Below are 25,972 nucleotides of genomic sequence, written 5' to 3'. Positions count from 1 at the left end.
ATAGAGACTGCCGAAGAAACTGTACCCAAATGCCCTTGCGGACAGCATTTCGCCCGCTATCCTCCCGCGGGCCAGGTGGGGATCCGAGGCAAACAGGGGACATTCGATGAACACCAGAACAGCTTTTTCAGCCATGTCGATGTCAGCGACGTGCACGCTTGCGTGTCTTGCAGCCATGCCGGCCGGTGCCAATGACACTATGGCAGAGCTGGTGGCGGGCGGCCTTAACTTTGTCCAGACGGACGCCGTCTCCATGGTTGAGGAAGACCTCTATATTTCACCCGAGCGTGTCACGGTCGATTATGTCTTCCGCAACACAAGCGACAGTCAAGTGACATCCTACATCGCCTTCCCCATGCCCGACATCAAGGGGGACTATGAGTCTGAGATCGCGCTCAATGATCGCGAGGCAGACAATTTTCTGGGGTTCACCGTCACCCAGGATGGTCAACCAATACAGCCGAACCTGCAGCAGCGCGTGATTGCCACCGGCATAGACATGACGGATGACGTTCGGGGACAAGATGTGCCATTGTTGCCGTTCAGCGACCGCACCCATGAGGCACTGGCAAAGTTGCCATCCGATGTGCTTGAGGACTGGCGGGCGCGCGGCCTGATCTACGATGATGTCTATGAAGATGCAGGCGAGATGAAACACCATCCCATCCCGCTCTGGACGCTGCAATCGGCCTATTGGTGGAAAACAACGTTCCCGGCGGGACAGGATGTACGCGTGCATCACGAATATAGCCCAGGAGTCGGCGGAACGGCCGGCATCAGTTTTGCCGGGGAAGAGTTCAAGGGTGATGACTGGTTTGACAAGAACCAGCGCGAATACCGGCAGAAATACTGCATCGACGATAGCTTCATGCGTCTCGCCGACAAGCTGCAGAAAGACATGTCAGCGGGAACCGGTCCATACTACACGGAAAGCTGGATCTCCTATGTGCTGAAGACCGGCGCAAACTGGGCGGGGCCGATCGGCAAGCTGCGCATCACCATCGATAAGGGCGACAAGGCCAATTTTGTCAGCTTCTGTGGCAACGGGGTCAAGAAAACCGGGCCAACCACTTTCGAGATGAATGCCGTGGATTTCATGCCCGAGCAGGATATTCATGTTCTGCTTCTGGTGCGCGCGCAATCGGAAAACTGAAGAGCGATAACCACTGTTTACATACAAAAAGCCCGGCAACATGTCGCCGGGCTTTTTGTGTTCTTGTGGTCAGGATCAGCTTTCGACGTCGTCCACGACGGAGCTTGCAGGTCGGTCTGTGCCATCGGCATGTTCGCGATGCCAGCGCCCATCTGCGTCTTGAAACGAGATTTCCGCGTCGTCACCGCTCAGGCCATGTTCTGTCGCAACGGCCCGTGCCGCGGCAAGAGCGTCTTCATGCGTTGGAAAAGGCTCTGAATAGACATCGCCAAGCCGATACGCAAAACCTTCATCGTGCTTGACGACGTGATAGGTAATGTCAGCCATGACGCTGTTCCTTAGTGCCAGCGCCAGCGTGTATCGCGCTCGGTTGTCTGGCTCTGGCCGATCAGATAGCCGACCACGCCGCCGATCAGGCCGACAGTCAGAAGTGCTGTGGAAGTCGCGGTCGGATATTCGCGCGCCATTGCAGCAGCACCGCCGGCTTCGTTGCGAGCGTAGCGGGCAGCATCGCGTGCCTTGGCCGAAGTCACTTCAAGGGCCTGAGCACCCCGAGCGCGCGCTCCCTCTGCAACGTTGCGTCCCTCGTCGCCAAGCATTTCGCGGTAGTGCGAAACCTGGTCCTGAAGCTTCTTCAGTTCTTTCATCATGTCGCGATCATTGTTGTCCATGTCGATATCCTTCCTGTTCGGATGGTTTCAAATCGTGTCGGAGGAATAACGCGGCGATGCAGCTAATGTTCCAGGCTCTTTGTCGAGCCTCGGGCCTGAAGGCATCACAAATAGAAGTACCCGGCTTCCAATGCATGCATGGAATAAAAGCTCCGCAAGCACCACTAATCTGACGAGCGGCAATAGTTTTGAGGAATGCCAAACAGAACAGTTTATTCACATTCGTCATTTATAAAATGGTAATACGCCAAAGGGATGTCTGGAAATGAAAATATCGATTGCGAAGCTGTTGACGGGCCTCACCGGACTTCTTGTTATGGTGATCCTCGTTCAGGGTTTATTTTCTGTCCGTTCACTGTCGTCGATCCGCACCGATGCGGAAACGGTGGTCAACAGTCGTGTTCCGGCATTCATTGCCCTGGGTAAAATCAACAGTGAACTGGCAAAAATGCGCAGTGTCGGAGGTGGCGTGCTGAACGCGGAGCCTTCCGACCGCCAGAGCTTCGAAACCAAATTGGAGACGACCGCTACCTCCCTGAATGCAAACCTCGCTGCCTATGAGCCATTGATCGTCGATGTTGCCGATCGCGATGCCTTCAACGCCGTCAAGCAGGCTATTGCCGATATGAATTCCGAATGGGATGCAACTTTCGCGCTTCTGGAAAGCGGCGACAAAACCGCCGCCATCTCACGGTTTTTCGGTCCGGCTCTCACATCCTACGAGGCAGCAGCTTCTGCCTTGAACGACGCGGTCGAGGATATGTCTGGTGATGTGGAGGCCGAAGGTGACGCGATGCTGTCGACCACCGCGAGCGCCAGCGAGTTTACAATCATTGCATTGGCCGTTGCCCTTCTGGTCGGAATAGCATCCGCAATCATCGGCAACCGCAAGATTGCCCGTCCTCTCGTTCAGATGTCGGGCGTCATGCACCGATTGACCGAAGGCGATACCGATATCGTTGTTCCCGGTAGTGGGCGCCAGGATGAGATCGGCGACATGGCAGCCTCTGTCGAGGTCTTCCGTCAGGCAGCCATCACCAATAAACGCCTGGAAGCTGAAGCCGAGACCAACCGGAAAAAGGCCGAAGCGGATCGCATCGCCACGCAAGAGCGGGCCGAGGCCGAAGCAGCGGAACGCCTTCGGATCGCAACCTCGGGTCTTGCGTCTGGTCTGAAGCGCATGGCCGACGGCGATCTCTCCTTCCAGCTGACGGAAGCGTTTGCGCCCGATTTTGAAGCACTGCGGCACGACTTCAACCTATCGATCGGCCAGTTGGCCAGCACGCTTTCGGTTGTATCGACGACGATTTCCACGATTGAGTCCGGGGCCCGTGAAATTGCCGGCGGAGCCAATGATCTGTCGAAACGGACCGAGCAGCAGGCAGCAGCCCTTGGGGAAACGGCAGCAGCCGTTGAGCAGATCACCTCCAATGTCAGCAATTCCGCCAAACGCACCGAGGAAGCACGAACTGTCGCGGTGCAGGCCAATCAATCGGCGGGCGAGTCGGCAAAGGTCGTGTCCTATGCCGAGGACGCCATGCGCCAGATTGAGGCTGGTTCAAAGCAGATCTCGACAATCATCGGCGTCATTGATGAAATCGCCTTTCAGACCAACCTTCTGGCGCTCAATGCCGGCGTCGAGGCAGCGCGTGCCGGTGAAGCTGGCAAGGGCTTTGCGGTGGTCGCCCAAGAGGTGCGCGAACTGGCACAGCGTTCGGCAAACGCCGCCAAGGAGATCAAGGGTCTGATCAACACCTCTGCCGGGCAGGTCAAGAACGGTGTGGATCTGGTACGGGATGCCGGTGGCGCGCTGAACACGATTGGCCAGTTCATCGCCGAGATCAACACCCATATGGAATCGATTGCCGTGTCTGCCAAGGAACAGTCGGGCGGCCTGAACGAAGTCAACAAGGCAGTGAATTCCATGGATCAGTCGACCCAGCAGAATGCTGCCATGGTCGAGGAATCCACCGCAGCCTCCAACGCGCTTGCAATGGAATCGGCCAAGCTCAGGGAACTGGTCTCGCGTTTCCGTCTGACGGGCGAAGCGGCAAAAACACCCGCGCACCAACGGGCCGCTTAACATCTTCCCGCAGGGTCGCTTGCGGGTGCGTCACCTGAAATTTCGCTAGATAGGTGCAAGGACCGGCTCTACCGGTCCTTTCCTCTTTGCCCCGTCTCACGCTTTGGGGATTAACCGGCAGCGCCGATCCCCAGGCCCTTTTGCCCCAGCGCCCGGAACACCGTTTGCACGATGCCATGGCTGTCGAGTCCGGCGCGGGCATACATCACTTCGGGCTTGGCCTGATCCACCCAGGCATCCGGCAGCACGAGCGGCCTGACCTTCAGCCCGCTATCCAGCAGACCATCCATAGCCAGATACTGCATCACATGCGATCCGAAGCCCCCCACGGCGCCTTCTTCCACGGTGATCAGGATCTCGTGTTCTTGCGCGAGGCGGCGGATCAGATCGTGGTCGAGAGGTTTGGCAAAGCGTGCATCCGCAACCGTGGTCGACAGGCCGGCAGCATCCAGATCCTCGGCGGCAAGCAGGCAGTCGGCCAACCTTGTGCCAAAGGACAGAAGCGCGACTTTGGTCCCTTCCTTGACGATCCGGCCCTTGCCGATTTCCAGAATTTCGCCGCGCTCCGGCATGTGCACGCCCACGCCCTCGCCGCGTGGATAGCGGAAGGAGAGGGGACCTTCGTCATAGGCAGCCGCAGTGCGCACCATATGCTTGAGTTCCGCCTCGTCGGCAGCCGCCATCACCACGAAGCCGGGCAGGGTGGCAAGGAAGGTGGTGTCGAACGATCCGGCATGGGTCGGGCCATCGGCACCGACAAAGCCTGCGCGGTCGATGGGAAAGCGCACCGGCAGTCCCTGGATTGCCACGTCATGCACAACCTGATCGTAGCCACGCTGCAGGAAGGTCGAATAAAGCGCGCAAAACGGCTTGTATCCTTCTGTCGCGAGGCCTGCGGCAAAGGTCACCGCATGCTGCTCGGCAATACCGACGTCGAAGGTGCGCTGTGGAAATTCTTCCATCAACTTGTCGATGCCGGTGCCCGATGGCATGGCGGCGGTAATTCCGACAATCCTGTCGTCCAGCCGCGCTTCCTGCACCAGGCTCTCGCCAAAGACGCTGGTATAGCTGGGCGCATTGGGCTTGGCCTTGGCCTGCGCGCCGGTGATCACATCGAACTTGTTGACACCGTGATATTTGTCGGCCGCCGCTTCGGCCGGTGCATAGCCCTTGCCCTTCTGCGTGACCACATGGATGAGCACGGGCCCCTTGGCATTGTCGCGCACATTGCGCAGCACCGGCAAAAGATGGTCGAAGGAATGCCCGTCGATCGGGCCGATATGGTAAAAGCCGAGTTCCTCGAACATCGTGCCGCCGGTCACATAGCCGCGCGCATGCTCGACAGCGCGGGTAATCGCCCGATCGAATCCCTTGCCGAGATAAGCCGTCAGCTTCTTGCCCAGCTCGCGAAATCCCATATAGGTGCGGCCGGATGCCAGACGGGCGAGATAGGCACTCATCGCACCGGTCGGCGGTGCGATCGACATATCGTTGTCGTTGAGGATGACGATCAAACGTGCATCGAGCGCACCGGCATTGTTCAGCGCTTCGAAGGCCATGCCGGCACTCATCGCACCGTCGCCGATAACAGAAATCACCTTGCGGTCGGAATTCGACATGTCGGCGGCGACCGCCATTCCGAGACCGGCAGAGATCGACGTCGAGGAATGGGCAGCACCAAAGGGATCGTATTCACTCTCGGCGCGCTTGGTGAAACCGGAAAGACCGTCTTCCTGACGCAGCGTGCGAATACGGTCACGGCGTCCCGTCAGGATCTTGTGCGGATAACACTGATGCCCGACATCGAAGATCAGCCGGTCGTCGGGTGTGTTGAACACGTTGTGGATGGCAATCGTCAGTTCGACCACACCCAGTCCGGCACCCAGATGTCCGCCGGTGGTCGACACCGCGTCGATCATCTCGTCGCGCACTTCGCGGGCAAGCTGCGGCAGGTCGCGGTCAGCGATCTTGCGCAGGTCCGCGGGCAGCCGGACGGTATCGAGCAGCGGCGTATCAGGCTGGGAAGTCACAGGGCAGGCCTCATTGTTATTGCGGCGGGGCGGTCGCCTTTACGTTAAATCGCGCTGAGGCAAAAGCCACGCTGCCGCGTGTGCGGTTACGCCTATATAGGGCTTTATCCCGCATCGGGCAAAGGGGTAATAAACAATGCAGCAACCTCAATGGCCCGATTTTCACCGTTCCGGCAAGGGAACGAACTCTTCCTCGTCGCCCGGGACGATGTCAAAACGCCCCGTGCGCCACTCTTCCTTGGCCTGTTCAATCCGCTCCTTCGACGACGACACGAAGTTCCACCAGATATGGCGCTTGGACGCCATGGCAGCGCCGCCGAACAGCATCACATGACAGCCGCCGGCCCCGCCTTGAAGGGTGATCTCGTCACCGGGCCGCAAGACCAGAAGCTGATCGGCAGCAAAGCGATCGCCCGCGACCTCCAGTTCGCCGGACAGAATGTAGAGCGCGCGCTCCTCGTGGTCCGCGGAAAATGGGAACGTGCTGCCGGCCTCAAGCGTCAGGTCCACATAGAGCGTATCGGAAAACACGCGGACGGGCGATTTCATGCCGGAGAAATTGCCGATCACCACGCGACCGCTGGCCCCCTGGTGGTCGAACAGTGGCATAGCCGACTGTGCTGTATGACCAAAGGCCGGGTCGATTTCTTCCATCTGGTCGGGAAGGGCGATCCAGGTTTGCAGGCCGGAGATCGAAAGAGGGGCGCCACGCAGTTTTTCAGGTGTGCGCTCCGAATGCACGATGCCGCGTCCTGCCGTCATCAGGTTCACGTCGCCGGGTTGGATCACAAGCTCATTGCCAAGGCTGTCGCGATGCTTGATCTCGCCGTCAAACAGATAGGTCACGGTCGATAGCCCGATATGGGGATGGGGTTTCACGTCCAGCGCCTCACCGGCGCGCATCACAGCCGGCCCCATACGGTCGAAAAAGATGAACGGTCCAACCAGCCGGCGCCGGACGGTGGGCAAGGCACGGCGAACGGCAAAGCCGCCAATATCGCTGGAACGGGGAATGATCAGCTGTTCCACGCCATCGCAGGCAAAGGCGTCACCGGCGACCGGGTCTTTTCCGGGAAAAAAGGACATGGGGACAGAACCTCCGATTTGTGTCTTCTCAGTCTATGACGGGCCGGATCGTCGCGGAAGGTGCAATTGGTGCACACAGCGTCAACTTTCCAAGTCGACAAAGTTGAAAAAATCTCCGGCGCAGAGCTTGTCAAAATATCATAAGGGACTACATCATAAGCCACCTTATGAAAATCGAACTGTCGGCGGAGCCTCCTTTGCAACCTCCCAGCAAATCCTCGTTTGGAATTCTCCTGAAGGACGTCTCGCGCCTGATGGGCAAGCGATTTGAATTCCGGGCGCGCCATTCGGGGCTCACCAGAGCCCAATGGCAGGCGCTGGCCTATATCTCGCGTAACGAGGGCATTCACAATGCTGCCCTGGCCGAGCTTTTGTCGGTGGAGCCGATCTCCTTGACCCGCGTCCTCGACAAACTGGTCGAGAAAGGTCTGGTCGAGCGCCGCTCCCATGAGACCGACCGCCGCTTGAGGCTCATGCATCTGACTGCGGCGGGGCGCGACCTCTTGAGCAGCGTCAGCGGCGTTGCCGAAGACACGCGCGTCGAGGCGATGGAAGGCTTGTCCGAAGAAGAGCAGGCCCTGCTGGTCAAAATGCTCGAACACGTGAAATCCAATTTGTCGAATGTCTGCCAGTGCCAATCCCAGCCTCTGGCCGAATAAGAGTCTTGAGAAAGTCATCCCATGAGTGAACATAGATCTGAGCAAGCCGGCGCCAGCGCGACCGAGGAGCGCCCGGACGCGGGTTCTGCGCCAACAGCCGCAGCGACCCAAGCGCGGTCGAAACCTGCCAATAATGCGCGCCCCAACCAAGGTCGCAATCGGATTAGGCGGCTACTGTTTCTCGTCGTGCCGGTCGCACTGGTTGCCGGAGGCTATTTTTACGTGAACGGCGGACAGGAGATGGAAACGGACAATGCCTATATCGGTGCCGATATCGTCAATCTGTCCACAGATGTCTCCGGCATCGTCAAGTCGATTGCCGTTCATGACAACCAGGAGGTCAAAGCCGGAGACGTCCTCTTTACTCTCGACGAGCGCCCGTTCCAGATCGCACTCGATGCGGCGGATGCCAAGCTTGGCGCTGCGCGCAACCAATTGCTCAACCTGAAGGCCGCCTACAAGCAGTCCCTGGCCGAGATCGAACAGGCCGAAGCCGATATTCCCTATTATCAGACGGCCTATGACCGTCAGATGCGGCTGAACTCGACCTCTGTCACATCCAAGACCAGCCTCGATGAGGCCAAGCATGCGCTTGTGGCCGCGCGCCAGAAAGTTGCCGTTGCCAAGGCGCAGGCCAACCAGACGCTCGCCGAACTCGGAGGCAAGGCCGATGCGCCCATCGAGCAGAATCCGATCTATCTGGAGGCAAAATCGGCTGTCGAAGATGCAAAGCGCGCGCTGGATCACTCTGTTGTCCACGCTCCCTTCGATGGCGTGGTCACCAATGTGAATGCGCTCCAGAAAGGCAGTTATCTGCCCGCGGCCCAGTCAGCCTTCTCGCTGGTCGCGACAGAGCATCTGTGGATCGATGCCAATCCCAAGGAAACCGAACTGACCTATGTACGTCCGGGCCAACCTGTGACGATTACGGTCGACGCCTATCCGGGTGCGACCTGGAAGGGCGAGGTGGCAAGTGTCAGTCCTGCCTCAGCATCCAGCTTTTCGCTTCTGCCCTCGGAAAGTTCGTCCGGAAACTGGGTCAAGGTCGTCCAGCGTATTCCGATGCGGATCGACATCGAGGATAACAAGGACAATCCGCCGCTGCGTGTCGGCATGAGCAGTGTCGTCTCCATCGAGACCGGGCATGCCCGTGGCCTGCCGCTCCTCGTTCAGAACCTGCTTGGCCAGCAAAGCGCCTACGCTCATGAGTGATACGACAGCAGATGCGGTCGCGCCGGCAATCAACCGCGGCGCGATCTCGGCCTGCGTCATCCTCGCGGTGATCATGCAGGCGCTGGACACGACGATTGCCAATGTCGCCTTGCCCTATATCCAAGGCAGCGTGTCAGCCAGTGCCGACCAGATCAACTGGGTGCTGACGTCTTATATCGTCGCCGCCGCCATCATGACGCCGCCATCCGGATTTCTGGCCGCCCGCTTCGGTCGCAAGCGGGTGCTTTTGATCGCCATTGCCGGCTTCGTCACCGCGTCCGTGCTGTGCGGCCTTGCCCAGTCGCTGACGCAGATTGTCGGCTTCCGTCTCTTGCAGGGCTTCTTCGGTGCGGCCCTGGTACCGCTGTCGCAAGGCATCCTTCTCGACATCTATTCGGTCGAAGAGCGCGGATCTGCCATGGCCATGTTCGGCGTTTCCGTCATGGTCGGGCCGGTTCTGGGGCCTGTGATCGGCGGCTGGCTCACCGATCACTTCAGCTGGCGCTGGGTATTCTACATCAATGTGCCGATCGGCATTCTCGCCTTTGTCGGCATCTCGTCCTTTGTGCAGGAGACCAAGATCAATGCGGGGTCCAGGCTGGACTGGCTTGGCTTTGGCCTGCTGTCGGTCTCCATCGGCGCCTTGCAGATGATGCTGGACCGTGGCCAGCAACTCGACTGGTTTTCCTCCGGTGAGATCATCATCGAAACGATCATTTTCGTCAGCTGCTTCTACATGCTGCTGGTTCACACCTTCACCCGCGACAAGACCTTCATCAATCCGCGCCTGTTCCTCGACCGGAATTTTGCGGTGTCGATGCTCTTCATCTTCGTGATCGGCGTGACCTATCTGGCCTCGCTGGCGCTGATGACGCCCTATCTGCAATCATTGATGGGCTATCCGGTCATCACCGCCGGGATTGTCATGGGGCCGCGTGGGCTGGGCACCATGGTCTGCATGGTAATTGTCGGGCGCCTGATCAACAAGGTCGACACACGGCTGCTTCTGTTTGCCGGTCTCGCAATCACGGCCTGGGCCATGTATGACATGACCGGCTGGACGCCCGATGTATCGCAATGGACGATCGTCTATGTGGGCTTCGTGCAAGGAGCGGGTCTCGGCTTCCTGTTTGTGCCACTGACGACCATGGCCTTTGCCACGCTTCCGGCAGACATGCGTGGAGATGGCACCGGACTTTACAACCTGTCGCGCAACATCGGATCGAGCGTGGGTATCGCCGTCGTTTCGGCGCTGCTGGTGCAAAACGTCCAGATCAACCATGCCGAACTGATGACCCATGTCACGCCGTTTAACCACGCCTTCGACAATCCGGCAGCCGCAGGCCTCAGTCCATGGACGGCTGCGGGCCGCGCCGCGCTCGACCAGATGATCACGCTGCAATCGACCGTGATTGCCTATGCCAACGACTTCAAGCTGTTGATGCTGATGTCGATCGCCGTCATGCCGCTATGCCTGCTACTGCGAAAACCGGGCACCAGCAAAAACGATGATGACGAGCTTGCCTTGGTCATGGAGTAAAAAAAGACCCGGCTGGATCGTCTCCGCCGGGTCTTCTAGTTTACAGATCGGATTACCCTTGCGGGCTATTCCCGGTCGAGCGGCTCCGTCCCCTGCGGTGTGCCGGCGCGATCCAGGCGGATCTTTTCGATCCGGTTTTCAGCAGCTGTCAGCAATGTCTCGCAGTGCTTTTTCAGCGCTTCCCCCCGTTCGTAAATGGCGATGGATTCGTCGAGAGCCACATCGCCGCGTTCCAGCCTTGCGACAATGCTCTCGAGTTCGGCAACGGCCTTTTCGAAACTCAGCGTGGCAATTTCGGTGGCGGCGTCCGTCATACTCAACCCTTCATCAGTCTCATGATGTGAAAACCGGCCGATTCGGCCAGACCCTCAAGATCATATCCGCCTTCGAGCAGGCTGACGACCCGGTTGCCGGCGAATTTGTCAGCGACTTCCATCAGCCGTCCGGTTGCCCAGTCGAAATCCTCGCCGACCAGATTGATCTGCGCCAGCGGATCGCGGTGATGCGCATCAAAGCCGGCGGAAATCAGGATGAGGTCGGGAGAAAAGTCATTGAGTGCTGTGAGCACCCGCGACTTGAAGGCCTCGCGAAAGTGGTCAGAGCCGACATTGGCCGACAGTGGCGCATTGACGATGTTGTTCTTGATGCCGGTCTCGTCGCGCTTGCCGGTGCCGGGAAAAAGCGGCATCTGGTGGGTGGAGCAGAACAGCACGGACGGGTCGTTCCAGAAGATGTCCTGCGTGCCATTGCCGTGATGCACGTCCCAGTCGACGATCGCCACCCGTTCGGCCCCGTGCTTTCGTTGAGCATGACGCGCGGCAATCGCAATCGAATTGAAATAGCAAAAGCCCATGGCCGTTGCCTTTTCTGCATGGTGGCCGGGCGGGCGTGCTGCGATGAAGGCGTTGGAAACGTCGCCGGTCATCACATCGTCCACGGCCGCCATGGCGCCGCCAATGGCTGTCAACGCACTCTGCAGGCTCTTGGGCGAGGCATAGGTATCGGCCTCGATCTGCCGGATCTCGCCTTCCTCCTCCGGGATCTGCCGCATCACCGCAAACAGATGTTCCTCCGGATGAGCCAGGAGAATGGCATCCTCATTGGCCTGCGGAGCCTGACGACGATCCAGCGGCGCAAAATTCGGATGCTCCAGCGCCACATTGAGCGCCCGCAGCCGGTCGGGTCGTTCGGGATGGCCGGGCGGAGTGAGATGTTCAAGAAAGATTGGATTTTCATAAAGGCGGGTGGTCATTGGTTTCTCCGCATGGATTGTCACCATAGGGGCCGGCACTGTCATGGTCTACGGGCTTTGGAGGCGCTATGCACAGATCAGCATTTGAGCGCTCATTTCGGTCCTGTTGCCCTTTCCCTGGAATGCTGCGATTTACGCCTTAACGCGACGGGCCTTGTTCAGGTTCGGTTTTTTATTCTAGACTGCCAAACCCGTTGAAATGCAGGGGCATATATGAACGACGATCAACGCGTCGAGGTGACGGAACTTCGGGTCCCTTACAGGGATATCGACATGAATGGGCTGATGCGGGCATCCGCCTATGTCGACCATGCCGAAACGGCGCTTGCCCATTTCTGGCGCTACCGTCCGCCATTGGAGGACGAGCCGGTTTACGTAACCAGCAAGCTGGAATGCCGCCTCTACGAGCCCTTGCGGCTGGATGATGCGCTCCGATTGACGGTCCGGATCGACAAGATCGGTGGAAAGTCCATCGGCTTCAACATCATGATCGAGCGCGGTAATTCGGTTGTTGCAGAAGTGGAACTCACCCGCGCAGCCACCGGCGTGGAAGCGGGAGAACCTGTTCCCTTGCCGGAAGATACCCGCGACTGGCTCTATGGCCATCTCGCGTGATCGCTTGGCCTGAATGGCAAGAGGGTCTACCGGCCTTTCGGTGGATAGTCGGCGCAAGAGGATAAAACACCCTCCGGCTTGCCGCCTTCGCTGCAGAAAATGCCGCCCCAGGTGAAACCTGTGCCGGAACTGCTCTTCACCTTGAACCACTGGTAATCGCCCATCCACGTGCCGGTCGCTTCCAGGACTTCGAGCGGCTGGCCCTCGCGCAGGCTCGCCTTCTTCTTGAACTCCATGCCCGGACCGGACCGCAGGATGCCGCCATAGGAAATGGCGGGCAGATCGGTTGCTGCTGGTGCATCCGAGGCCAGCGGATCGCGCTCGTCCTCGATCATCGACTGCACATCGCCTTCGCATTTGGCCGGTATCCTGGTCCAGGCGACTTCGGGCTCGAAACAGGTGCCAAGCGGTGTATCGCCACACAGGGACTTAACCGCATCGAGGCAATCCGCATCATAGCCCTGTGCAAGGGCCGGGGCGGCACCGCATGTCATCAGCAGCAGGCCGGCAGCAGTCGATATGGATCTGGTTCTTGTGGTCATGGAACCTCCGACCGGTAAGTCATCGCAATGACCATAGCGCAGTTTTCGCGCAAGCCCTTCAAGGAACCTGCGATCGCGATGTGTGGCGAGGAAATCCCCGCCGCATATCTCCAAATTCGACGCGATCAGGCGCGCTGCGGCAGCAGCGGATAGCCGACCATGACGGCACGGGCGGCCAGGGCTGCAACGCCCGCCTTCAAAAGGTCGCCCGGCACGAATGCCATCGAGCCGTAGAAGGCTTTCGAAAAGCCGATGCCGGCACCCCATGCAAGCCAAGCAATACCGAAGGCGTATTCAACGACGATACCGCCAATTACGGCCGCGACGAAAAACGCGATCACCTGAAAAACAGCATTGGAGGAAGACCGTGCAACTCGCTCAGAGATCAAGCCGGCGACATAGGCTGCAGGCACCCAGCCGATCAGGTAGCCGAGGGTCGGCGCGGCAAACACAGCAAGGCCGCCACGGCCACCCGACAGCACCGGCAGGCCGATCGCCACCAGCAGGATCACGAGAAGAGGCGCAAATGCGCCGCGCTTTGCACCCAGGATCACGCCAGCCAGCATCACACCGAAGCTCTGCATGGTGATTGGAACGGGAATGAAACCGAGCGTAATGGGTGGCATCAAGCCGAAGGCAACAATCAATGCGGCAAAAAGCGAAATAAGGACAATATCACGTGTAGTCATAATGGCGTCTCTCTCCAGATCCCCAGCCTGCATTTCATTGGCGGCGAATTCCGCGGGCGTCAATGGCGTCAGCAATATTATCCGCATCCTTGAGCGTCAGGATGATGAGCGGACCGATCAGCGTCGCCGCCGAAATCTTGATGCCGCGCGCCTTGTGCGCGTCCCGGATTGCAGTATAGCGCGCCATCACTTCAGGAACGAAACGCAGCACCAGCCCGACCGCAAGCGCGATATCGGCTGCGCGCGCAAGCCTAAGCTTTTCCAGCGGCCAGGCGGCCTTCGTGACCGTTTCCATGAACGCGGTAATACGTGTGGTCGCCGTGACCGTCGCTGCAGCCAACATCAGCGTGGTCAGCCGCAAAACGGTGACCGCTGCCTCCTCGTGGCCATTGAACAACCATTGAAGAGCGCCGACAATCAGGATGGTCAGCAAGATCGGCTTTAACGGACGCATCGCTTCGCGAAGGGGCTGACCAAGCGAAAGATAGGCGGCAAGGGGCAGGGCCATGGCCAGCGTCAAAAGCAGCGGATTGCGGGTGAGAAAGACGGGCACCGCATAGACCGCGAGGGCTGACAGCTTCACATCCGGTGTCAGCCGGTGAAACAGGCTCTTTCCCTCGACATAGAGCGTCTTCATCGAAGAGCGATCTCCCGATAGGCGGAAACGGCCTCCGTGGCAGCGCCATCGAAGGCAAGCATGCCCGCATCAAACACCAGAACCCGCTCGAACCCTTCGATCAGTGCCAGATCATGGCTGATCACGATGGCCTGTTCATTCAGGCCGGCAATCGCATCCATCACCCGGGCGCGGTTCTTCAGGTCGAGCTGGTTGGTGGGCTCATCGAAGATCACCAGTTGCGGATGGGTCACCAGCACCGCGGCGAGCGCTGCCAGCTGCAATTCGCCACCGGACAATTCATGCGGACGGCGGTCGGCAAGGTGCGGGATGCCCAGCCGCGCGAGAACCGCACCGACCTTCGCTTCCGTCTCTGCCTTGGAGAGCTTCAGGCTTTTCAGCCCAAGCGCAATGTCGTCGCGAATGATCGGCAGCACGATCTGGTTTGCGGGGTTTTGAAAAATGAAGCCGGTGCGGCCGCGCAGGGCATCGGCATCCGCCACGGTATCCAGCCCGTCGAGGAAGACATGTCCGGCACTTGGCTTCGTCAGCCCGGCAATCAGTCGCGCGAAACTGGTCTTGCCTGATCCGTTGAGACCGATCACGCCGATGCGGCGTTCGGCCAGCGAAAGCGTCAACGGGTGAAGCGCCGTTCCGGCTTCATGTGTCAGCGTTGCGGCGTCAAACCGGATATCCAATGATCGTGTCCCTTGCGTTTCTGGCTCCCCTATAACCTGTCGGCTGGCCCAGGCAAAGTGATGCGACTTGCTTTACGGTGGAGCCTTGCGCCCATGTCAAGGCGCTGCAATTCATGTTCAGGAGCTTACCGTGTCATCCCAGTTTCATCAGCCCGTCGACGCCACCGAAGTTCCCCGGTTTGCAGGTCCTGCAACCTTCATGCGGCTGCCGCTGGTGCCCACTGCAGACGGTCTGGATATCGCGCTTGTCGGTGTTCCCTGGGATGGCGGCACTACAAACCGCGCCGGCCCGCGTCATGGACCGCGTGAAATCCGCAACCAGTCAAGCTTGATCCGCCGCGTTCATCACGTCTCCAAGATCGCTCCATTCGAAATCGCCAATATTGCCGATGTCGGCGACGTCTCGGTCAATCCGATCGACCTGATGGATGGCCTGAAGCGCATCGAAGACGGCATGGCAGCCATCGTCGCAGCCGGTGCGCTGCCGCTCACAGCCGGCGGCGATCATCTGACCACGCTTCCGGTCATGCGCGCCGTGGCCAGGCAGCGCCCCGTCGGCATGATCCATTTCGATGCCCATTCCGACACCAATGACAGCTATTTCGGCGGCAATCTCTATACTCACGGCACACCCTTCCGTCGTGCCATCGAAGAGGGGCTTCTGGATCCCAAGCGTACGGTTCAGATCGGCATTCGCGGCTCCAACTTCTCCGCCGATGAGCATGACTGGGCAAAAGCCCAGGGCATCCGCATTATCTATATGGAAGAGGCGACACGCCGTGGTGCAGACGATGTCATGGCCGAGGCCAGAGAGATTGCCGGCGATGGTGCCACCTATGTCAGTTTCGACATCGACTGCATCGATCCTTCGATGGCGCCAGGAACCGGCACCCCGGAACTGGGCGGTTTTCTGACCCGAGAAGCCCAGGCCATGGTCCGCTTGCTGGAGGGGGTCAATGTTGTCGGCGCGGATGTCGTCGAGGTAGCACCGCCATTCGATCTGAATGGTATGACCGCACTGGCCGGCGCCACCATGATGTTCGAATTGCTCTGCATCATGGCGAAGTCCGTCGCCGACCGGCGAAAGCAGAAAAAAGTCAGCTGATCGCATCCGCATCAGATCGTCGGTCTATTGCTTATTTGTAGATGCAGGCTAAGGGTTTTTCATCTCAACCTGCATGAAAGAATATCGAATGAACAGGACGATCCAGTTCGTCACGGCGTCGTGCGCCATCCTGCTGGCGACTGCCGGCGCAGCGCTTGCGGAAGATCTCGTCTTCACGCTGAAAAACAGCACAAGCGAAGTGCTGGAGCGCTTCTATACCTCGCCAAGCGGCGTTGAGGACTGGGAAGAAGATGTCTTCGGGCAGGACGTTCTCAAACCCGGCCAGAGCATCAAGATCACCATCGCCGATGGTCGGACGGTCTGCAATTACGATATGCGCTTCGAATTCTCCGAGGATTCCGATCTCGAAGACATGGAAGACACGCAGGACCTTTGCGAAACCGGGTCCTACGAAATCACCGAGTAGCCCTTATCGGCTCCACTCGCCATTCTGCCGGCGCTCAAATGCGTCGGTAGAATTGCCTGTTGAACATATCATGAACATTGTCTAGCGTTTGGGTATGGCGATTCTGATATCCAATGCGCAGGCGCGCAAAATCTTCATGGAGCGGCAAGGGCTTTCCCGGCCGCCGCAAAAGGCGATGACGCGGTCTGAACTCTATGAGCTGATCCATGATCTGGGCTTCGTGCAGGTGGACAGCATCTCGACGGTGGAGCGTGCCCATCATCAGATCCTGTTTTCCCGCAACCAGACCTACCGGCCGAAACATCTGAGCGGGCTGATCGAGAAGGATCGGTTGCTGTTCGAACACTGGACCCATGATGCCTCGGTCATCCCCTCTTGCTTCTTCCCGTACTGGAAGCATCGTTTTGCCCGCGAGGAGGCGCGTATTCGCGCGAACTGGACCAAGTGGCAGGGGCGCAATTTCGATGAGGCGGTCTTCGACGAAACGCTTGCCCGCATTGCCGAAAACGGGTCGCTGCTGTCCCGTGACATCAAGGTCGACGATCACAAGTCCGGCGGCTGGTGGAACTGGCATCCCAACAAGACCGCGCTCGAATTTCTCTGGCGCACCGGCAAGCTTTCGATTGCCGCGCGCGAAAATTTCCAGAAGGTCTATGACCTCTCCGAACGGGTGATCCCGGCCGAGCATCATGCAGCAGAAGTTGATCACGACGCCTTTGTCGACTGGGCCTGCCGCGAAGCATTGAAACGGCTGGGCTTTGCCACCTCCGGGGAAATAGCCGCCTTCTGGGATCTGGTCACACCGGCAGAAGCCAAGACCTGGGTGGAAAGCCATCAGGACGAGTTGCAACCGGTGACGCTCGAAGGCATCGATGGCAAGCCACGCCTCTCATATGCCTTTGTGGAAGGCATCGACAATCTGCTCGACGCACCCGAACCACCGGCGCGCATCCGGGTGCTCTCGCCTTTTGACCCATTGCTACGAGACCGCAAACGCGCCGAGCGCCTGTTTGGCTTCTACTATCGCATCGAGATCTTCGTGCCCGAGCCCCAGCGCCAATATGGCTATTACGTCTTCCCGCTCTTGGAAGGTGACCGCATGATCGGCCGCATCGACATGAAGGCCGACCGCAAGGCCGGCACGCTCGATGTAAAGCGGCTCTGGCTTGAGGTGGGCGTGCGCGCCGTGCCCGGCCGCTTCGACAAGCTCGATGCCGAACTCGTGCGCGTGGCCCGTTTTGCCGGCGTCGAACGGGTGAATTATCTGGATGACTGGAAATCCGCCATCAAATGACATATATATAATTAGTCATTTGATGGAGGTCTTTATGCCTGAACATCTATTATCCGTTCCAGTCGCCAAAACCGCGGCTCGGAAAGGCTTTGCTGACGAGGCTGATCGCCTGCGGCTGTCGAACACGGCGCTGAAAGCCTTTCGCCGCATCGTCAGTGCCTGGGGCCTGACAGGGGCGCAGGCAGCAGCGCTTCTTGGCGTCTCCTCCAGTACATGGGAGCGGATGAAGCCGGAGGGCGGGACAAAGACGTTGAGCCAGGACCAGATGACCCGGATCTCGGCGCTGACCGGCATTTACAAGGGCCTGCATCTGCTCTTTGCCGATGCCATGGCTGACCGCTGGCCAGTGCTGGAAAATTCCGGTCCGCTCTTTGATCGGCGCTCTCCGGTTGGCGCCATGATCGACGGCGGTATTCCATTGATGCTGGATGTCAGGCGTTATGTCGATGCGGTGCGCGGCGGACTTTGATCTGCAAGACGAGTGGTTGAGAAAGGCATGTGATCGTGGAAGTCGACGGCGTACCGGTCGCAACAATTGCTTATCCGCGCACTGTGCGGCTGGTGTCGACCGCGCGCCTGCGTCCGCCCGTTCTGGCGCAACTGACCGATAATGATCGCGAGATGCAGGAACTGGCCGAGATCGAGGCCGCCACCAGCAGTCGCATGAATGCGCAGGCGACGGGGATTTCGGGCCTTGCCGCCAGAGAACTCGTCTACGATGTGCCCCATGCCGCCTTCATCAATGCAAGCTTTGCCTATGCAAAGCCGCGTGATCCCAACAGGTTCAACGGCGAATATCGCGGTGCCTGGTATGCAGCACTTCAGGTCGAGACCTGCCTGGCCGAAATCACCTTTCACATGACCGAGTTTCTGGCCAATGCCGGCGATTTCAATGCCACTGTCGAATATGCCGAAATGTATTGCAGCACCTCCGGCGAGTTTCTCGACCTGAGGGAAAGGATCGGCCATCCAGCGCTTCAGCCGCAAAAGGCATTTGGTTATGCCGCCGGAAACGCTCTTGCTGTTGCGGCCCGGGCCGCCGCGATGAATGGCATCATTTATCCTTCCGTCCGCCACGAAGGTGGAACCTGTCTGGCCATCCTGCGTCCGGCAGCCGTGCAGTCCGTGCGTCAGGGAGACGTCTATCGTCTGGTCTGGAGCGGTGAAGCGACCCCGGCGGTCGACGGGCCAACAGGCGTGGTGTGATCCTCAGCTTGCTTCCCGCTCAACATCGGCATCGTGTGCCGATGGTATGCTCAGACTGCGGAAATCGCTGGACGCAGAGGCCAGATGTGCCTCCCATTTCGGATTGGGCAGTTGTCCCTCGATGCTATGCAAATAGACATCCATAAGCGCCGCAGTGCTGAAGGGCTCCAGCACGGAAACCTTGAATGCCCAGGTGAGGATTGCCGAAAAGATCAAGCCGAAGGCCCAGGCGGCACCCGGCAAGACATAGCCGATGGCTGTCACCGGTCCGATGATCATCAGGAAAAACAGCGCAGCTGACATCCAGCGAAAAGTCGCAAGCCACAGAGCGTTCTTTGCCAGCCGCCGCACATTCTGCGCGTAGAGTATAAGTCCTTGTCGGCAGCCATCGGACGGTTTGCCGCGCTGCTCATGCAGATCGTAGCCGAGAATGATCTCATTCGTTCGGACGATCGAGACGCGTGCCAGCACCCGCGCAATCCGAGAGGATTTTCCAAGCGCTGGCATGAGCTGCCCGGCATCCGCCATGACCTTCGCGACGAGGGAAAGCACGGCCCCGATTGTCTGGCTGAGATGCACAAGCGCCCGCGTCTCACCGAACCGCTCGCGAATGACGGATTGTGCATGGCCGACAGGTTCGTCGTTTGCGGAGGAAACAGGCACGGAATAGATCGCCCGCGTCATCGCCAAAATATGCGGTGCCTTGACCAGCTGAAACAGATAGTCGCGCGCCCATCCCAGCCCGTAGGTTACGAGCCCAAGCGACATCGCCCCGCCGACAACGCGGCCGATGGAGGGCATGCCGATCAGCACGCCAGCAACATAGCCGATGCCGGAGCCCAGGCCGAAGGTCAGCAGGTAGATCAGCGCAATTGCGAAATAGACGGCCAGCCTGAACCGGATGAAAGGCGCGGTCTGCGCCAGAATTCCAGCTGTCCGGCTGATCGAAAAATCCCACATATATGTCGTCCCTGCTTTGGCGTGCGGGACATTAGTTGAGGTCTATTGGGACTGCAACGTGGAGGGAAATGTTTGTACGCAAGCATCTGATTGGTGACGCAGTGTTTCTCACGAAAGGCTGCATTTGTCGATCTTTAGTCTTGGCGTGCTGACATGCGGCCCCTAGATTGTTATCAACGATAAAGTTCCAGCTGCCGGTCGCCCGATCCGGGCGATGAGACCGGCTCAAGATAGCGTGAGACGACATGACAAAGCCCGTGATCGGCGTGATCGGTAACATTTACAGCGTGGAAAACCGCTTCAACGTGCAGATGGCAGGCGACAAGAACCTCTATTCCGTCAAGCAGGTAGCCGACGCACTGCCGGTCATTTTCGCCGGCGATCCGGATATCACCGATATCGAAGATCTGCTGCAAGTGGTCGACGGCGTTCTCCTGACCGGTGCCCGCGCAAACGTCCACCCCAGCCGCTTCAATGTCGCGCCGGATCCAGCCCATGAACCCTATGACGAAGGCCGCGACGCCGTGGCCTTGCCTTTGATCGAGGCCTGTATCGAGCGTGGCGTACCGCTATTCGGCATTTGCCGCGGGTTTCAGGAAATGGCCGTCGTCGGTGGGTCCACGCTTCATCCGGAAATTCGCGATTTGCCGGGCCGCATGAACCACCGCATGCCCCGGCTGGAAAACGGTGAGATCCATCCGGATCCGGATGTTGTCTTCGCCGACCGTCACGATGTGACGCTCACGCCAAAGGGCACCTTTGCCAACATCCTGGGAAGCGAGGTCATTCGCGTGAACTCCCTGCACGGGCAGGGGATCGTCACCGTCGGAGATCGCATCGAGGTCGAAGGTGTCGCCGAAGACGGCACGATTGAAGCAATACGCTTCAAGGATGCCAAGGGCTTTGCACTCGGCGTTCAGTGGCATGCTGAATATGATCCGGTCACCAACCCCATCAATCAGGCGCTCTTTCGCGCCTTTGGTGACGCCGTCAGGACCTACCGTCAGTCCAGGGGCTAAACCGGATCAGCAGGCGACCGCCATCCGGCGTCGCGTTGTCAGCACGACAATGCTGCCAAAGCAGACGAGAGCGCCGGCGCCAGTCAGGCCCGCAAGCCCGAGCGACGGTGCAACGCCCAGATGCGCCATGGCAAGCGACAGGCCGAATGGCGCAAGCGCTGCAGCGGTCTGCCGTGCGGCCGTCACCCAGCCCAGCAAGGCGCCATACCCTTTGCGACCGAAGAGTTCGAGCGGAAGCGTGCCGCTGACAATGCTGTTGAGCCCGGAACCAAGTCCGATCAAAACCGCAAACAGCACCCCGCCGGCGGCAGAGGGTGCGGTGGCAATCAACACGGCAAGTCCTATTGGCAACAGCGCCGATGAGATCACCGCAAGCCAGGTCTGCGACAATCGCCCGCCAAACAGCATATTGGTAAATCGGCTGGCCACCTGTGCCGGGCCGAACAGGCCGGCCACGAAAAGCCCCATGCTGCCCATGCCGAGCGCCTGCGTGAGCGGGACCAGATGGACGAGGATGGCAGAGAGCGTCAGACCCTCCAGCGCAAAACCTGCCAACAACAGGATAAAAACGGCCTGACGCTGTGAGGCCGAAAGGGAAATTCCTGGCTGCTCTTCGCCAGCGCCTGCATTGGCGGTCTGCCTGCCGATGTCGCTTTGCCTTCGGCTCTGAGCGGCGATCATGGCATGTAACGGAGCGCAGACGGCGAGGTGGATAAGGGCGAACGAGACATAGACCGAGCGCCACGACAGTAACTCGTGCAGGAAGGTTGTCAGGGGCCAGAACAGCGTTGAGGCAAAGCCTGCAATGAGCGTGAGATGGACGATGCTGCGCTGGGCCTTGCTGCCCCCAAACTGCACGATGGCCACGAAGGCTGCGCTGTAGAGCACAAGCGTGGATGCGGCCTGTGTGACGGCCAGAAGCAGGACAAAAATAAAGCCATTCGGAGCTGCAGCGCTGGCCAGCAGTGCCAGAGCGCAGACAAATGAACCGGCGGTCATGATGCGCCCCGCGCCATATCGATCCGCAAGCCGCCCGGCGGTTGGTGAGACAAGTCCGGCCAGCAGCAATGCAAGCGAAAATGCTCCGAAGATCGATTGCTCCGTCCAGCCAAATTCAAGCGCCATATCGGATGCAAGGATGCTGAAACTGTAAAATAATGTCCCGTATCCAAGGATTTGGGTGAAGCCGAGAGCCCAAAGACCCGATGCAGGCATCCTATCTGCGGCCATGGTCAGGCGGTCTCTGCCCTGGCAGTGCGGTTCGAGGACAAGGCACCGCATCCGCATCCGCAACCGTCACCGCCGGCAGCTTTGGCATCGGCGTCACGCTTGCAACAGGCGTCCATCCTATCAGGTGCCGGACCGCCGCAGCATTCGCCGTTTTCGTCCAGTACCTCTCCGTCCATCGCGTTGGAACTGCACGCATCTGTTTCCGGCAAAACAAGATCCACGTCGCGCGCCGCCTTGTGGCCTGCCGCCATCGCTGTCCGGTTCAGATTGTTCGGCGCGAAACCGTGTTCAACACGACGCCCTGGCGCAGCAAGACCGATCGGATCGGTGCCTGTAACGGCAATGGGAGGATTTTCAGTCATGGCGCCCGATGCTCATTTTATATTTCTGGAACAATCGAAATATCACGGCAAAATTTCTATTCTGTCTATTCTGTCTATTCTGTCTCTTTTGTCAGTGCTGGTTTACAGCCTGAATCCGCACAACACTCATCAACCAGGTAGCCAATGAGGTCATTCATGCGTGGATAGTGCGCCCGGCAGATCAAAGTCGTGGCCTGCCGCTCCTGTTCCACAAGTCCTGTCGCCACCAGCCGTTTCAGGTGATGGGAGAGGGTGGACGCGGCAATCCCCAGCTTTTCCTGCACGCTGCCAACCGCAAGTCCGTCCTCACCGGCGCGCACAAGCGTCCGGTAAAGCCTGAGCCGCACGGGATTGCCCAGAGCTTCCAGCTGTGCTGCTGCTTTTTCGAGTTTCATGGAAATAAGCTATCACCGATGGTCTTCATGTCAATCCCTATTTCGATTTTTGTCGAAATAGGGATCCTGCATGGGCGTTCGCGGCCATTCCGTGCGATCAAGGACGGCCCAGGAAGTCCAGCTTGCCAATGGGCACGCCCTTGTGGCGCAGCAGGGCATAAGCTGTGGTCGCGTGGAAGTAGAAGTTTGGCACGGCGAAGCCCAGAACATAATCGCGGGCGGTAAAGTGGCGCACACTGTCGCGTGTTTTCAGCTCCACCATGGCGTCGTCACGTCCGTCCATGGATGTCTCAGGCACCGATTTGAGGAAGGCGACCGTCTTGGCGATACGTGCCTGCAAGTCGTCCAACGAGGTTTCGTCGTCCTCCATCGAAACCGACTCCACCTGGCCGACGCGAACGGCGGCAAATTTTGCCGTGTCGCTGGCGCGCTGAATTTGTGCGATCAGGTTGCCCATATCGGGGAAAAGCCGTGCTTCCAGCAAATCCTTCTCGTCGAGCCCGCTTTCGGTCGCGAAACGTCTGCCTTTTTCGAGAATGGCCGAGAGATTATCGAAGCCCCGAATGAAGACCGGGACGCTGACCTGGTAGAGTGTGACTGACATGAGATATCCCCAATCGGATTGGATGTGGTCCGGCATCGCGCCGGCAAACCGCTAAGTGGGGAGGCAAGCGTCAGGCGGCAAGCGGGTTACCAGAAAGTTCTGCCATGAATTCTGCGCAGGTCCGTGCCGTAGAGACGAGGACAGGTGGCCCGGTGCGCAAACAGCCGTGGCGCGCCGGGTCGTGTTGTCAGCAGATTTCGGTGTCGACGATTTTGATGCCGAAGCCTTCCAGTCCGACATAATGGCGCTCACGCGAGGCAAACAGCCGGATAGAGGACACACCCAGATCTTTCAGGATCTGTGCGCCAAGACCGATTTCCAGCCATTCACTTTCACGGGCCTGCGCTTCCTCATGCACCTCGCGGTCGTGCCAGCCAGAACGGGCCGTGGTCGAGGCGCCGACGCCCACCGAACCTTCCCGGAGATAGACCACCACACCGCGGCCCGCTTCGGCGATCCGTTTCATGATCGCATTGATCTGCCGGTCCTTGCCAAACACATCCTTGCCCACATGTTCCTGATGCAGGCGGACGGGGATATCCTCACCGTCGCGAATGTCGCCGAAGACGACGGCCAGATGCTGCATCGGATCCCAGGGCAGGGAATAGGCATAGGCCTTGGCACGCCCATATGGCGTTTCAACCTCAAAGCTGGAGGCCAGCTGGATCAGTGTTTCCTTTCGCTGGCGATAGGCAATCAGATCGGCAACCGACACCTGCTTCAGCCCATGCTCTACCGCAAAGGCTGCCACCTGCGGTCCGCGCATCACGGTGCCATTGTCATTGACCAGCTCACTGATCACGCCAATAGGGGGCAGGCCGGAGAGCTTGCACAGGTCGACGGCTGCTTCCGTATGGCCGGACCGCATGAGAACCCCGCCCTCACGGGCAATCAGCGGGAAAACATGGCCGGGCCGCACGAAATCGGCCGCACCCGCATTGGGATTGGCCAGATTGCGCACCGTCAATGTGCGGTCATCGGCGGAAATGCCGGTGGTGGTGCCGTGCTTGAAATCGACGGAGACGGTGAAGGCTGTCGTGTGCGCGCTGTCGTTTTCCGCCACCATGGCGTTGAGGTTCAGCCGCTTGGCCTCTTCCTTGGGCATGGGCGCACAGACGATACCGGAGGTGTGGCGCACGATAAACGCCATGTTCTCGGACGTACAATGAACCGCCGCAACGATCAGATCGCCTTCGTTTTCACGATCGTCGTCATCCATGACAACGACGATTTCGCCAGCTTCGAAGGCCCGGATGGCCTCCACGACACGTTTCTGGTCATAGGCCATCAGGCAGTCCTTATTTCAGCCGGCCGGTCTGGCCGCGATCTCTCAAGTAATGGTCGGCAATGGCGCAGGCCATCATCGCTTCGCCCACCGGCACCGCGCGAATTCCCACACAGGGATCGTGGCGGCCCTTGGTGCGAATGTCGACATTGCGGCCGCTGGCATCGATCGACTGGCGCTCGGTCAGGATCGATGAGGTTGGCTTGATTGCGAAACGCACGACCACCGGCTCACCGGTGGAAATGCCGCCCAGAATGCCGCCGGCATTATTGGACAGGAAAATCGGCTTGCCGTCATTGCCCATGCGCATCTCGTCGGCATTCTCTTCGCCAGTGATTTCCGCCGCGCCGAAACCATTGCCGATTTCCACGCCCTTCACGGCATTGATCGACATCATCAGGCTGGCGATATCCTGATCGAGCTTGCCATAGACGGGAGCGCCGATCCCGGGTGGAACACCGTCGGCCACGACTTCGACAACGGCACCAACCGATGAACCGGACTTGCGGATACCATCCAGATACTCTTCCCAGACCGGAACGATGGCCGGGTCCGGAGCAAAGAACGGGTTCTCGTTCACCTGGGCCCAATCCCAGTTGTCGCGGTTGATCTTGTGCTTTCCGATCTGCACCAGTGCGCCGCGGATTTTCACATCCGGCACCACCAGGCGCGCCAGCGCACCGGCTGCCACACGGGCTGCCGTCTCGCGCGCCGAGGAGCGTCCGCCGCCACGATAGTCGCGAATGCCGTATTTCACGTCATAGGTATAATCGGCATGGCCCGGCCGGTATTGTTGCGCGATCTCGCCATAATCCTTCGAGCGCTGGTCGGTGTTTTCGATCATCAGCGAAATAGGGGTGCCGGTTGAAATGAAAGAACCGTCTTCCTGCGGCATGGCGCCGGAAAGCACCTTCACCAGATCGGCCTCGCGGCGCTGGGTCACGAACCGAGACTGGCCGGGTTTGCGCCGGTCGAGGAAAGACTGAATGTCATCTGTGCGAAATTTCAAGCCGGGAGGGCAGCCGTCGACAACACAGCCAAGCGCTGGGCCGTGGCTTTCGCCCCAGGTGGTAACGCGAAAAAGAACGCCGAAGGAATTGTGAGACATAGCTCCTGACCAATTGATGCGGGTGGGCCAGTGCTATCGGGCCACCCTCGCTGCTGGGCGGCACACTCTTAGTAGAAAAGCTGGAATGGGGAAATGCCTTTTCTTTCAAAACGACCGTGAGACCGCTGTCC

General features: G+C 59.2%; 29 protein-coding genes. 12 read left to right on the top strand and 17 right to left on the bottom strand.

Translation table 11 applies throughout. The annotated features are described in order from the left end of the window. The first annotated feature begins 106 nt into the window (after positions 1–106). Positions 107–1,153: a DUF4424 domain-containing protein gene (locus ACQQ2Q_RS03575; RefSeq protein ID WP_428185645.1), complete on the top strand. Its 1,047-nt coding sequence runs from the start codon at positions 107–109 to the stop codon at positions 1,151–1,153. Between the two features lie 75 nt (positions 1,154–1,228). On the opposite strand, the gene ACQQ2Q_RS03570 is transcribed toward ACQQ2Q_RS03575, so the two are convergent. Beyond that, positions 1,229–1,480 carry a DUF2188 domain-containing protein gene (locus ACQQ2Q_RS03570; protein ID WP_428185644.1) on the bottom strand — a complete coding sequence of 84 codons (252 nt, stop codon included), beginning with the start codon at positions 1,478–1,480 and terminating at the stop codon, positions 1,229–1,231. Positions 1,481–1,491: 11 nt separating this feature from the next. Next, positions 1,492–1,824, bottom strand: a complete 333-nt coding sequence (locus tag ACQQ2Q_RS03565; RefSeq protein ID WP_428185643.1) for a hypothetical protein — start codon at positions 1,822–1,824, stop codon at positions 1,492–1,494. A gap of 265 nt (positions 1,825–2,089) precedes the next feature. Between ACQQ2Q_RS03565 and ACQQ2Q_RS03560 the strand changes: the two genes are divergently transcribed. Further along, complete coding sequence (locus tag ACQQ2Q_RS03560; protein ID WP_428185642.1) at positions 2,090–3,907, top strand: methyl-accepting chemotaxis protein; 1,818 nt, start codon at positions 2,090–2,092, stop codon at positions 3,905–3,907. A gap of 110 nt (positions 3,908–4,017) precedes the next feature. Here the strand turns inward: ACQQ2Q_RS03560 and dxs are convergent, their stop codons facing one another. Together dxs and ACQQ2Q_RS03550 are read right to left on the bottom strand one after the other, a co-directional pair. Beyond that, entirely contained in the window at positions 4,018–5,937 is a 1,920-nt protein-coding gene (dxs, locus tag ACQQ2Q_RS03555) for a 1-deoxy-D-xylulose-5-phosphate synthase (protein ID WP_428185641.1), read from the bottom strand. Positions 5,938–6,099: 162 nt separating this feature from the next. Further along, positions 6,100–7,023, bottom strand: a complete 924-nt coding sequence (locus ACQQ2Q_RS03550) for a pirin family protein (RefSeq protein ID WP_428185640.1) — start codon at positions 7,021–7,023, stop codon at positions 6,100–6,102. A gap of 197 nt (positions 7,024–7,220) precedes the next feature. Here ACQQ2Q_RS03550 and ACQQ2Q_RS03545 point away from each other — a divergent pair, with 197 nt between their 5' ends. The 3 genes from ACQQ2Q_RS03545 to ACQQ2Q_RS03535 are packed head-to-tail and all read left to right on the top strand — an operon-like array spanning position 7,221 to position 10,434. Further along, positions 7,221–7,682, top strand: coding sequence for a MarR family winged helix-turn-helix transcriptional regulator (locus ACQQ2Q_RS03545; RefSeq protein WP_428185639.1), 462 nt, complete (start codon positions 7,221–7,223; stop codon positions 7,680–7,682). A gap of 21 nt (positions 7,683–7,703) precedes the next feature. Further along, positions 7,704–8,894, top strand: coding sequence for an HlyD family secretion protein (locus ACQQ2Q_RS03540; RefSeq protein WP_428185638.1), 1,191 nt, complete (start codon positions 7,704–7,706; stop codon positions 8,892–8,894). Further along, entirely contained in the window at positions 8,887–10,434 is a 1,548-nt protein-coding gene (locus tag ACQQ2Q_RS03535; protein ID WP_428185637.1) for a DHA2 family efflux MFS transporter permease subunit, read from the top strand. The genes ACQQ2Q_RS03540 and ACQQ2Q_RS03535 overlap by 8 nt, the downstream gene beginning before the upstream one ends. A gap of 65 nt (positions 10,435–10,499) precedes the next feature. On the opposite strand, the gene ACQQ2Q_RS03530 is transcribed toward ACQQ2Q_RS03535, so the two are convergent. Then, positions 10,500–10,748 carry an exodeoxyribonuclease VII small subunit gene (locus ACQQ2Q_RS03530; RefSeq protein ID WP_428185636.1) on the bottom strand — a complete coding sequence of 83 codons (249 nt, stop codon included), beginning with the start codon at positions 10,746–10,748 and terminating at the stop codon, positions 10,500–10,502. A gap of 2 nt (positions 10,749–10,750) precedes the next feature. Further along, complete coding sequence (locus ACQQ2Q_RS03525) at positions 10,751–11,686, bottom strand: histone deacetylase family protein (protein WP_428185635.1); 936 nt, start codon at positions 11,684–11,686, stop codon at positions 10,751–10,753. 213 nt (positions 11,687–11,899) lie between these two features. Between ACQQ2Q_RS03525 and ACQQ2Q_RS03520 the strand changes: the two genes are divergently transcribed. Continuing rightward, positions 11,900–12,301, top strand: a complete 402-nt coding sequence (locus ACQQ2Q_RS03520; RefSeq protein WP_428185634.1) for an acyl-CoA thioesterase — start codon at positions 11,900–11,902, stop codon at positions 12,299–12,301. A gap of 26 nt (positions 12,302–12,327) precedes the next feature. Here ACQQ2Q_RS03520 and ACQQ2Q_RS03515 read toward each other — a convergent pair whose 3' ends face one another. The 4 genes from ACQQ2Q_RS03515 to ACQQ2Q_RS03500 form a co-directional block, all read right to left on the bottom strand. Continuing rightward, on the bottom strand, positions 12,328–12,843 hold the full coding sequence (locus ACQQ2Q_RS03515; protein ID WP_428185633.1) for a hypothetical protein: 516 nt from the start codon (positions 12,841–12,843) through the stop codon (positions 12,328–12,330). Positions 12,844–12,968: 125 nt separating this feature from the next. Next, positions 12,969–13,532, bottom strand: coding sequence for a biotin transporter BioY (locus ACQQ2Q_RS03510; protein ID WP_428185632.1), 564 nt, complete (start codon positions 13,530–13,532; stop codon positions 12,969–12,971). Positions 13,533–13,566: 34 nt separating this feature from the next. After that, entirely contained in the window at positions 13,567–14,169 is a 603-nt protein-coding gene (locus ACQQ2Q_RS03505) for an energy-coupling factor transporter transmembrane component T family protein (protein WP_428185631.1), read from the bottom strand. Next, positions 14,166–14,846, bottom strand: a complete 681-nt coding sequence (locus ACQQ2Q_RS03500; RefSeq protein ID WP_428185630.1) for an energy-coupling factor ABC transporter ATP-binding protein — start codon at positions 14,844–14,846, stop codon at positions 14,166–14,168. The genes ACQQ2Q_RS03505 and ACQQ2Q_RS03500 overlap by 4 nt, the downstream gene beginning before the upstream one ends. A 130-nt stretch (positions 14,847–14,976) precedes the next feature. Here ACQQ2Q_RS03500 and speB point away from each other — a divergent pair, with 130 nt between their 5' ends. From speB to ACQQ2Q_RS03475, 5 genes are all read left to right on the top strand, one after another. Further along, a complete protein-coding gene (gene speB, locus ACQQ2Q_RS03495; RefSeq protein WP_428185629.1) occupies positions 14,977–15,951 on the top strand; it encodes an agmatinase in 975 nt (324 codons plus the stop codon). Between the two features lie 88 nt (positions 15,952–16,039). Next, entirely contained in the window at positions 16,040–16,378 is a 339-nt protein-coding gene (locus tag ACQQ2Q_RS03490; RefSeq protein ID WP_428185628.1) for a hypothetical protein, read from the top strand. A 94-nt stretch (positions 16,379–16,472) separates the two neighbouring features. Next, a complete protein-coding gene (locus ACQQ2Q_RS03485; RefSeq protein WP_428185627.1) occupies positions 16,473–17,672 on the top strand; it encodes a winged helix-turn-helix domain-containing protein in 1,200 nt (399 codons plus the stop codon). A 34-nt stretch (positions 17,673–17,706) separates the two neighbouring features. Beyond that, positions 17,707–18,141 carry an antitoxin Xre-like helix-turn-helix domain-containing protein gene (locus ACQQ2Q_RS03480; protein WP_428185626.1) on the top strand — a complete coding sequence of 145 codons (435 nt, stop codon included), beginning with the start codon at positions 17,707–17,709 and terminating at the stop codon, positions 18,139–18,141. A gap of 35 nt (positions 18,142–18,176) precedes the next feature. After that, positions 18,177–18,878: an RES family NAD+ phosphorylase gene (locus ACQQ2Q_RS03475; protein WP_428185625.1), complete on the top strand. Its 702-nt coding sequence runs from the start codon at positions 18,177–18,179 to the stop codon at positions 18,876–18,878. A 3-nt stretch (positions 18,879–18,881) separates the two neighbouring features. On the opposite strand, the gene ACQQ2Q_RS03470 is transcribed toward ACQQ2Q_RS03475, so the two are convergent. After that, complete coding sequence (locus ACQQ2Q_RS03470) at positions 18,882–19,838, bottom strand: hypothetical protein (RefSeq protein ID WP_428185624.1); 957 nt, start codon at positions 19,836–19,838, stop codon at positions 18,882–18,884. A 245-nt stretch (positions 19,839–20,083) separates the two neighbouring features. On the opposite strand from ACQQ2Q_RS03470, the gene ACQQ2Q_RS03465 reads away from it, so the two are divergent. Further along, positions 20,084–20,857 carry a gamma-glutamyl-gamma-aminobutyrate hydrolase family protein gene (locus ACQQ2Q_RS03465; protein WP_428185623.1) on the top strand — a complete coding sequence of 258 codons (774 nt, stop codon included), beginning with the start codon at positions 20,084–20,086 and terminating at the stop codon, positions 20,855–20,857. A gap of 6 nt (positions 20,858–20,863) precedes the next feature. Here the strand turns inward: ACQQ2Q_RS03465 and arsK are convergent, their stop codons facing one another. The 6 genes from arsK to aroC form a co-directional block, all read right to left on the bottom strand. Continuing rightward, positions 20,864–22,087: an arsenite efflux MFS transporter ArsK gene (arsK, locus tag ACQQ2Q_RS03460; RefSeq protein ID WP_428185622.1), complete on the bottom strand. Its 1,224-nt coding sequence runs from the start codon at positions 22,085–22,087 to the stop codon at positions 20,864–20,866. A gap of 2 nt (positions 22,088–22,089) precedes the next feature. Then, on the bottom strand, positions 22,090–22,449 hold the full coding sequence (locus ACQQ2Q_RS03455) for a hypothetical protein (RefSeq protein ID WP_428185621.1): 360 nt from the start codon (positions 22,447–22,449) through the stop codon (positions 22,090–22,092). 74 nt (positions 22,450–22,523) lie between these two features. Further along, positions 22,524–22,844 (bottom strand): ArsR/SmtB family transcription factor, encoded by a 321-nt coding sequence (locus ACQQ2Q_RS03450; protein ID WP_428185620.1) that lies wholly within the window; start codon positions 22,842–22,844, stop codon positions 22,524–22,526. 97 nt (positions 22,845–22,941) lie between these two features. Further along, on the bottom strand, positions 22,942–23,448 hold the full coding sequence (locus tag ACQQ2Q_RS03445; RefSeq protein WP_428185619.1) for a DUF1993 domain-containing protein: 507 nt from the start codon (positions 23,446–23,448) through the stop codon (positions 22,942–22,944). 187 nt (positions 23,449–23,635) lie between these two features. Beyond that, positions 23,636–24,736, bottom strand: coding sequence for a 3,4-dihydroxy-2-butanone-4-phosphate synthase (ribB, locus tag ACQQ2Q_RS03440; protein WP_428185618.1), 1,101 nt, complete (start codon positions 24,734–24,736; stop codon positions 23,636–23,638). A 10-nt stretch (positions 24,737–24,746) separates the two neighbouring features. Next, positions 24,747–25,841, bottom strand: a complete 1,095-nt coding sequence (aroC, locus tag ACQQ2Q_RS03435) for a chorismate synthase (protein ID WP_428185617.1) — start codon at positions 25,839–25,841, stop codon at positions 24,747–24,749. Positions 25,842–25,972: the final 131 nt, after the last annotated feature.

This window comes from Agrobacterium sp. ES01 (genome assembly GCF_050320885.1).
In the GTDB taxonomy this organism is placed as follows: Bacteria; Pseudomonadota; Alphaproteobacteria; order Rhizobiales; family Rhizobiaceae; genus Allorhizobium.
The sequence above is the reverse complement of the archived record's forward strand: the minus strand, read 5'-3'. Positions and strand labels throughout refer to the sequence as shown.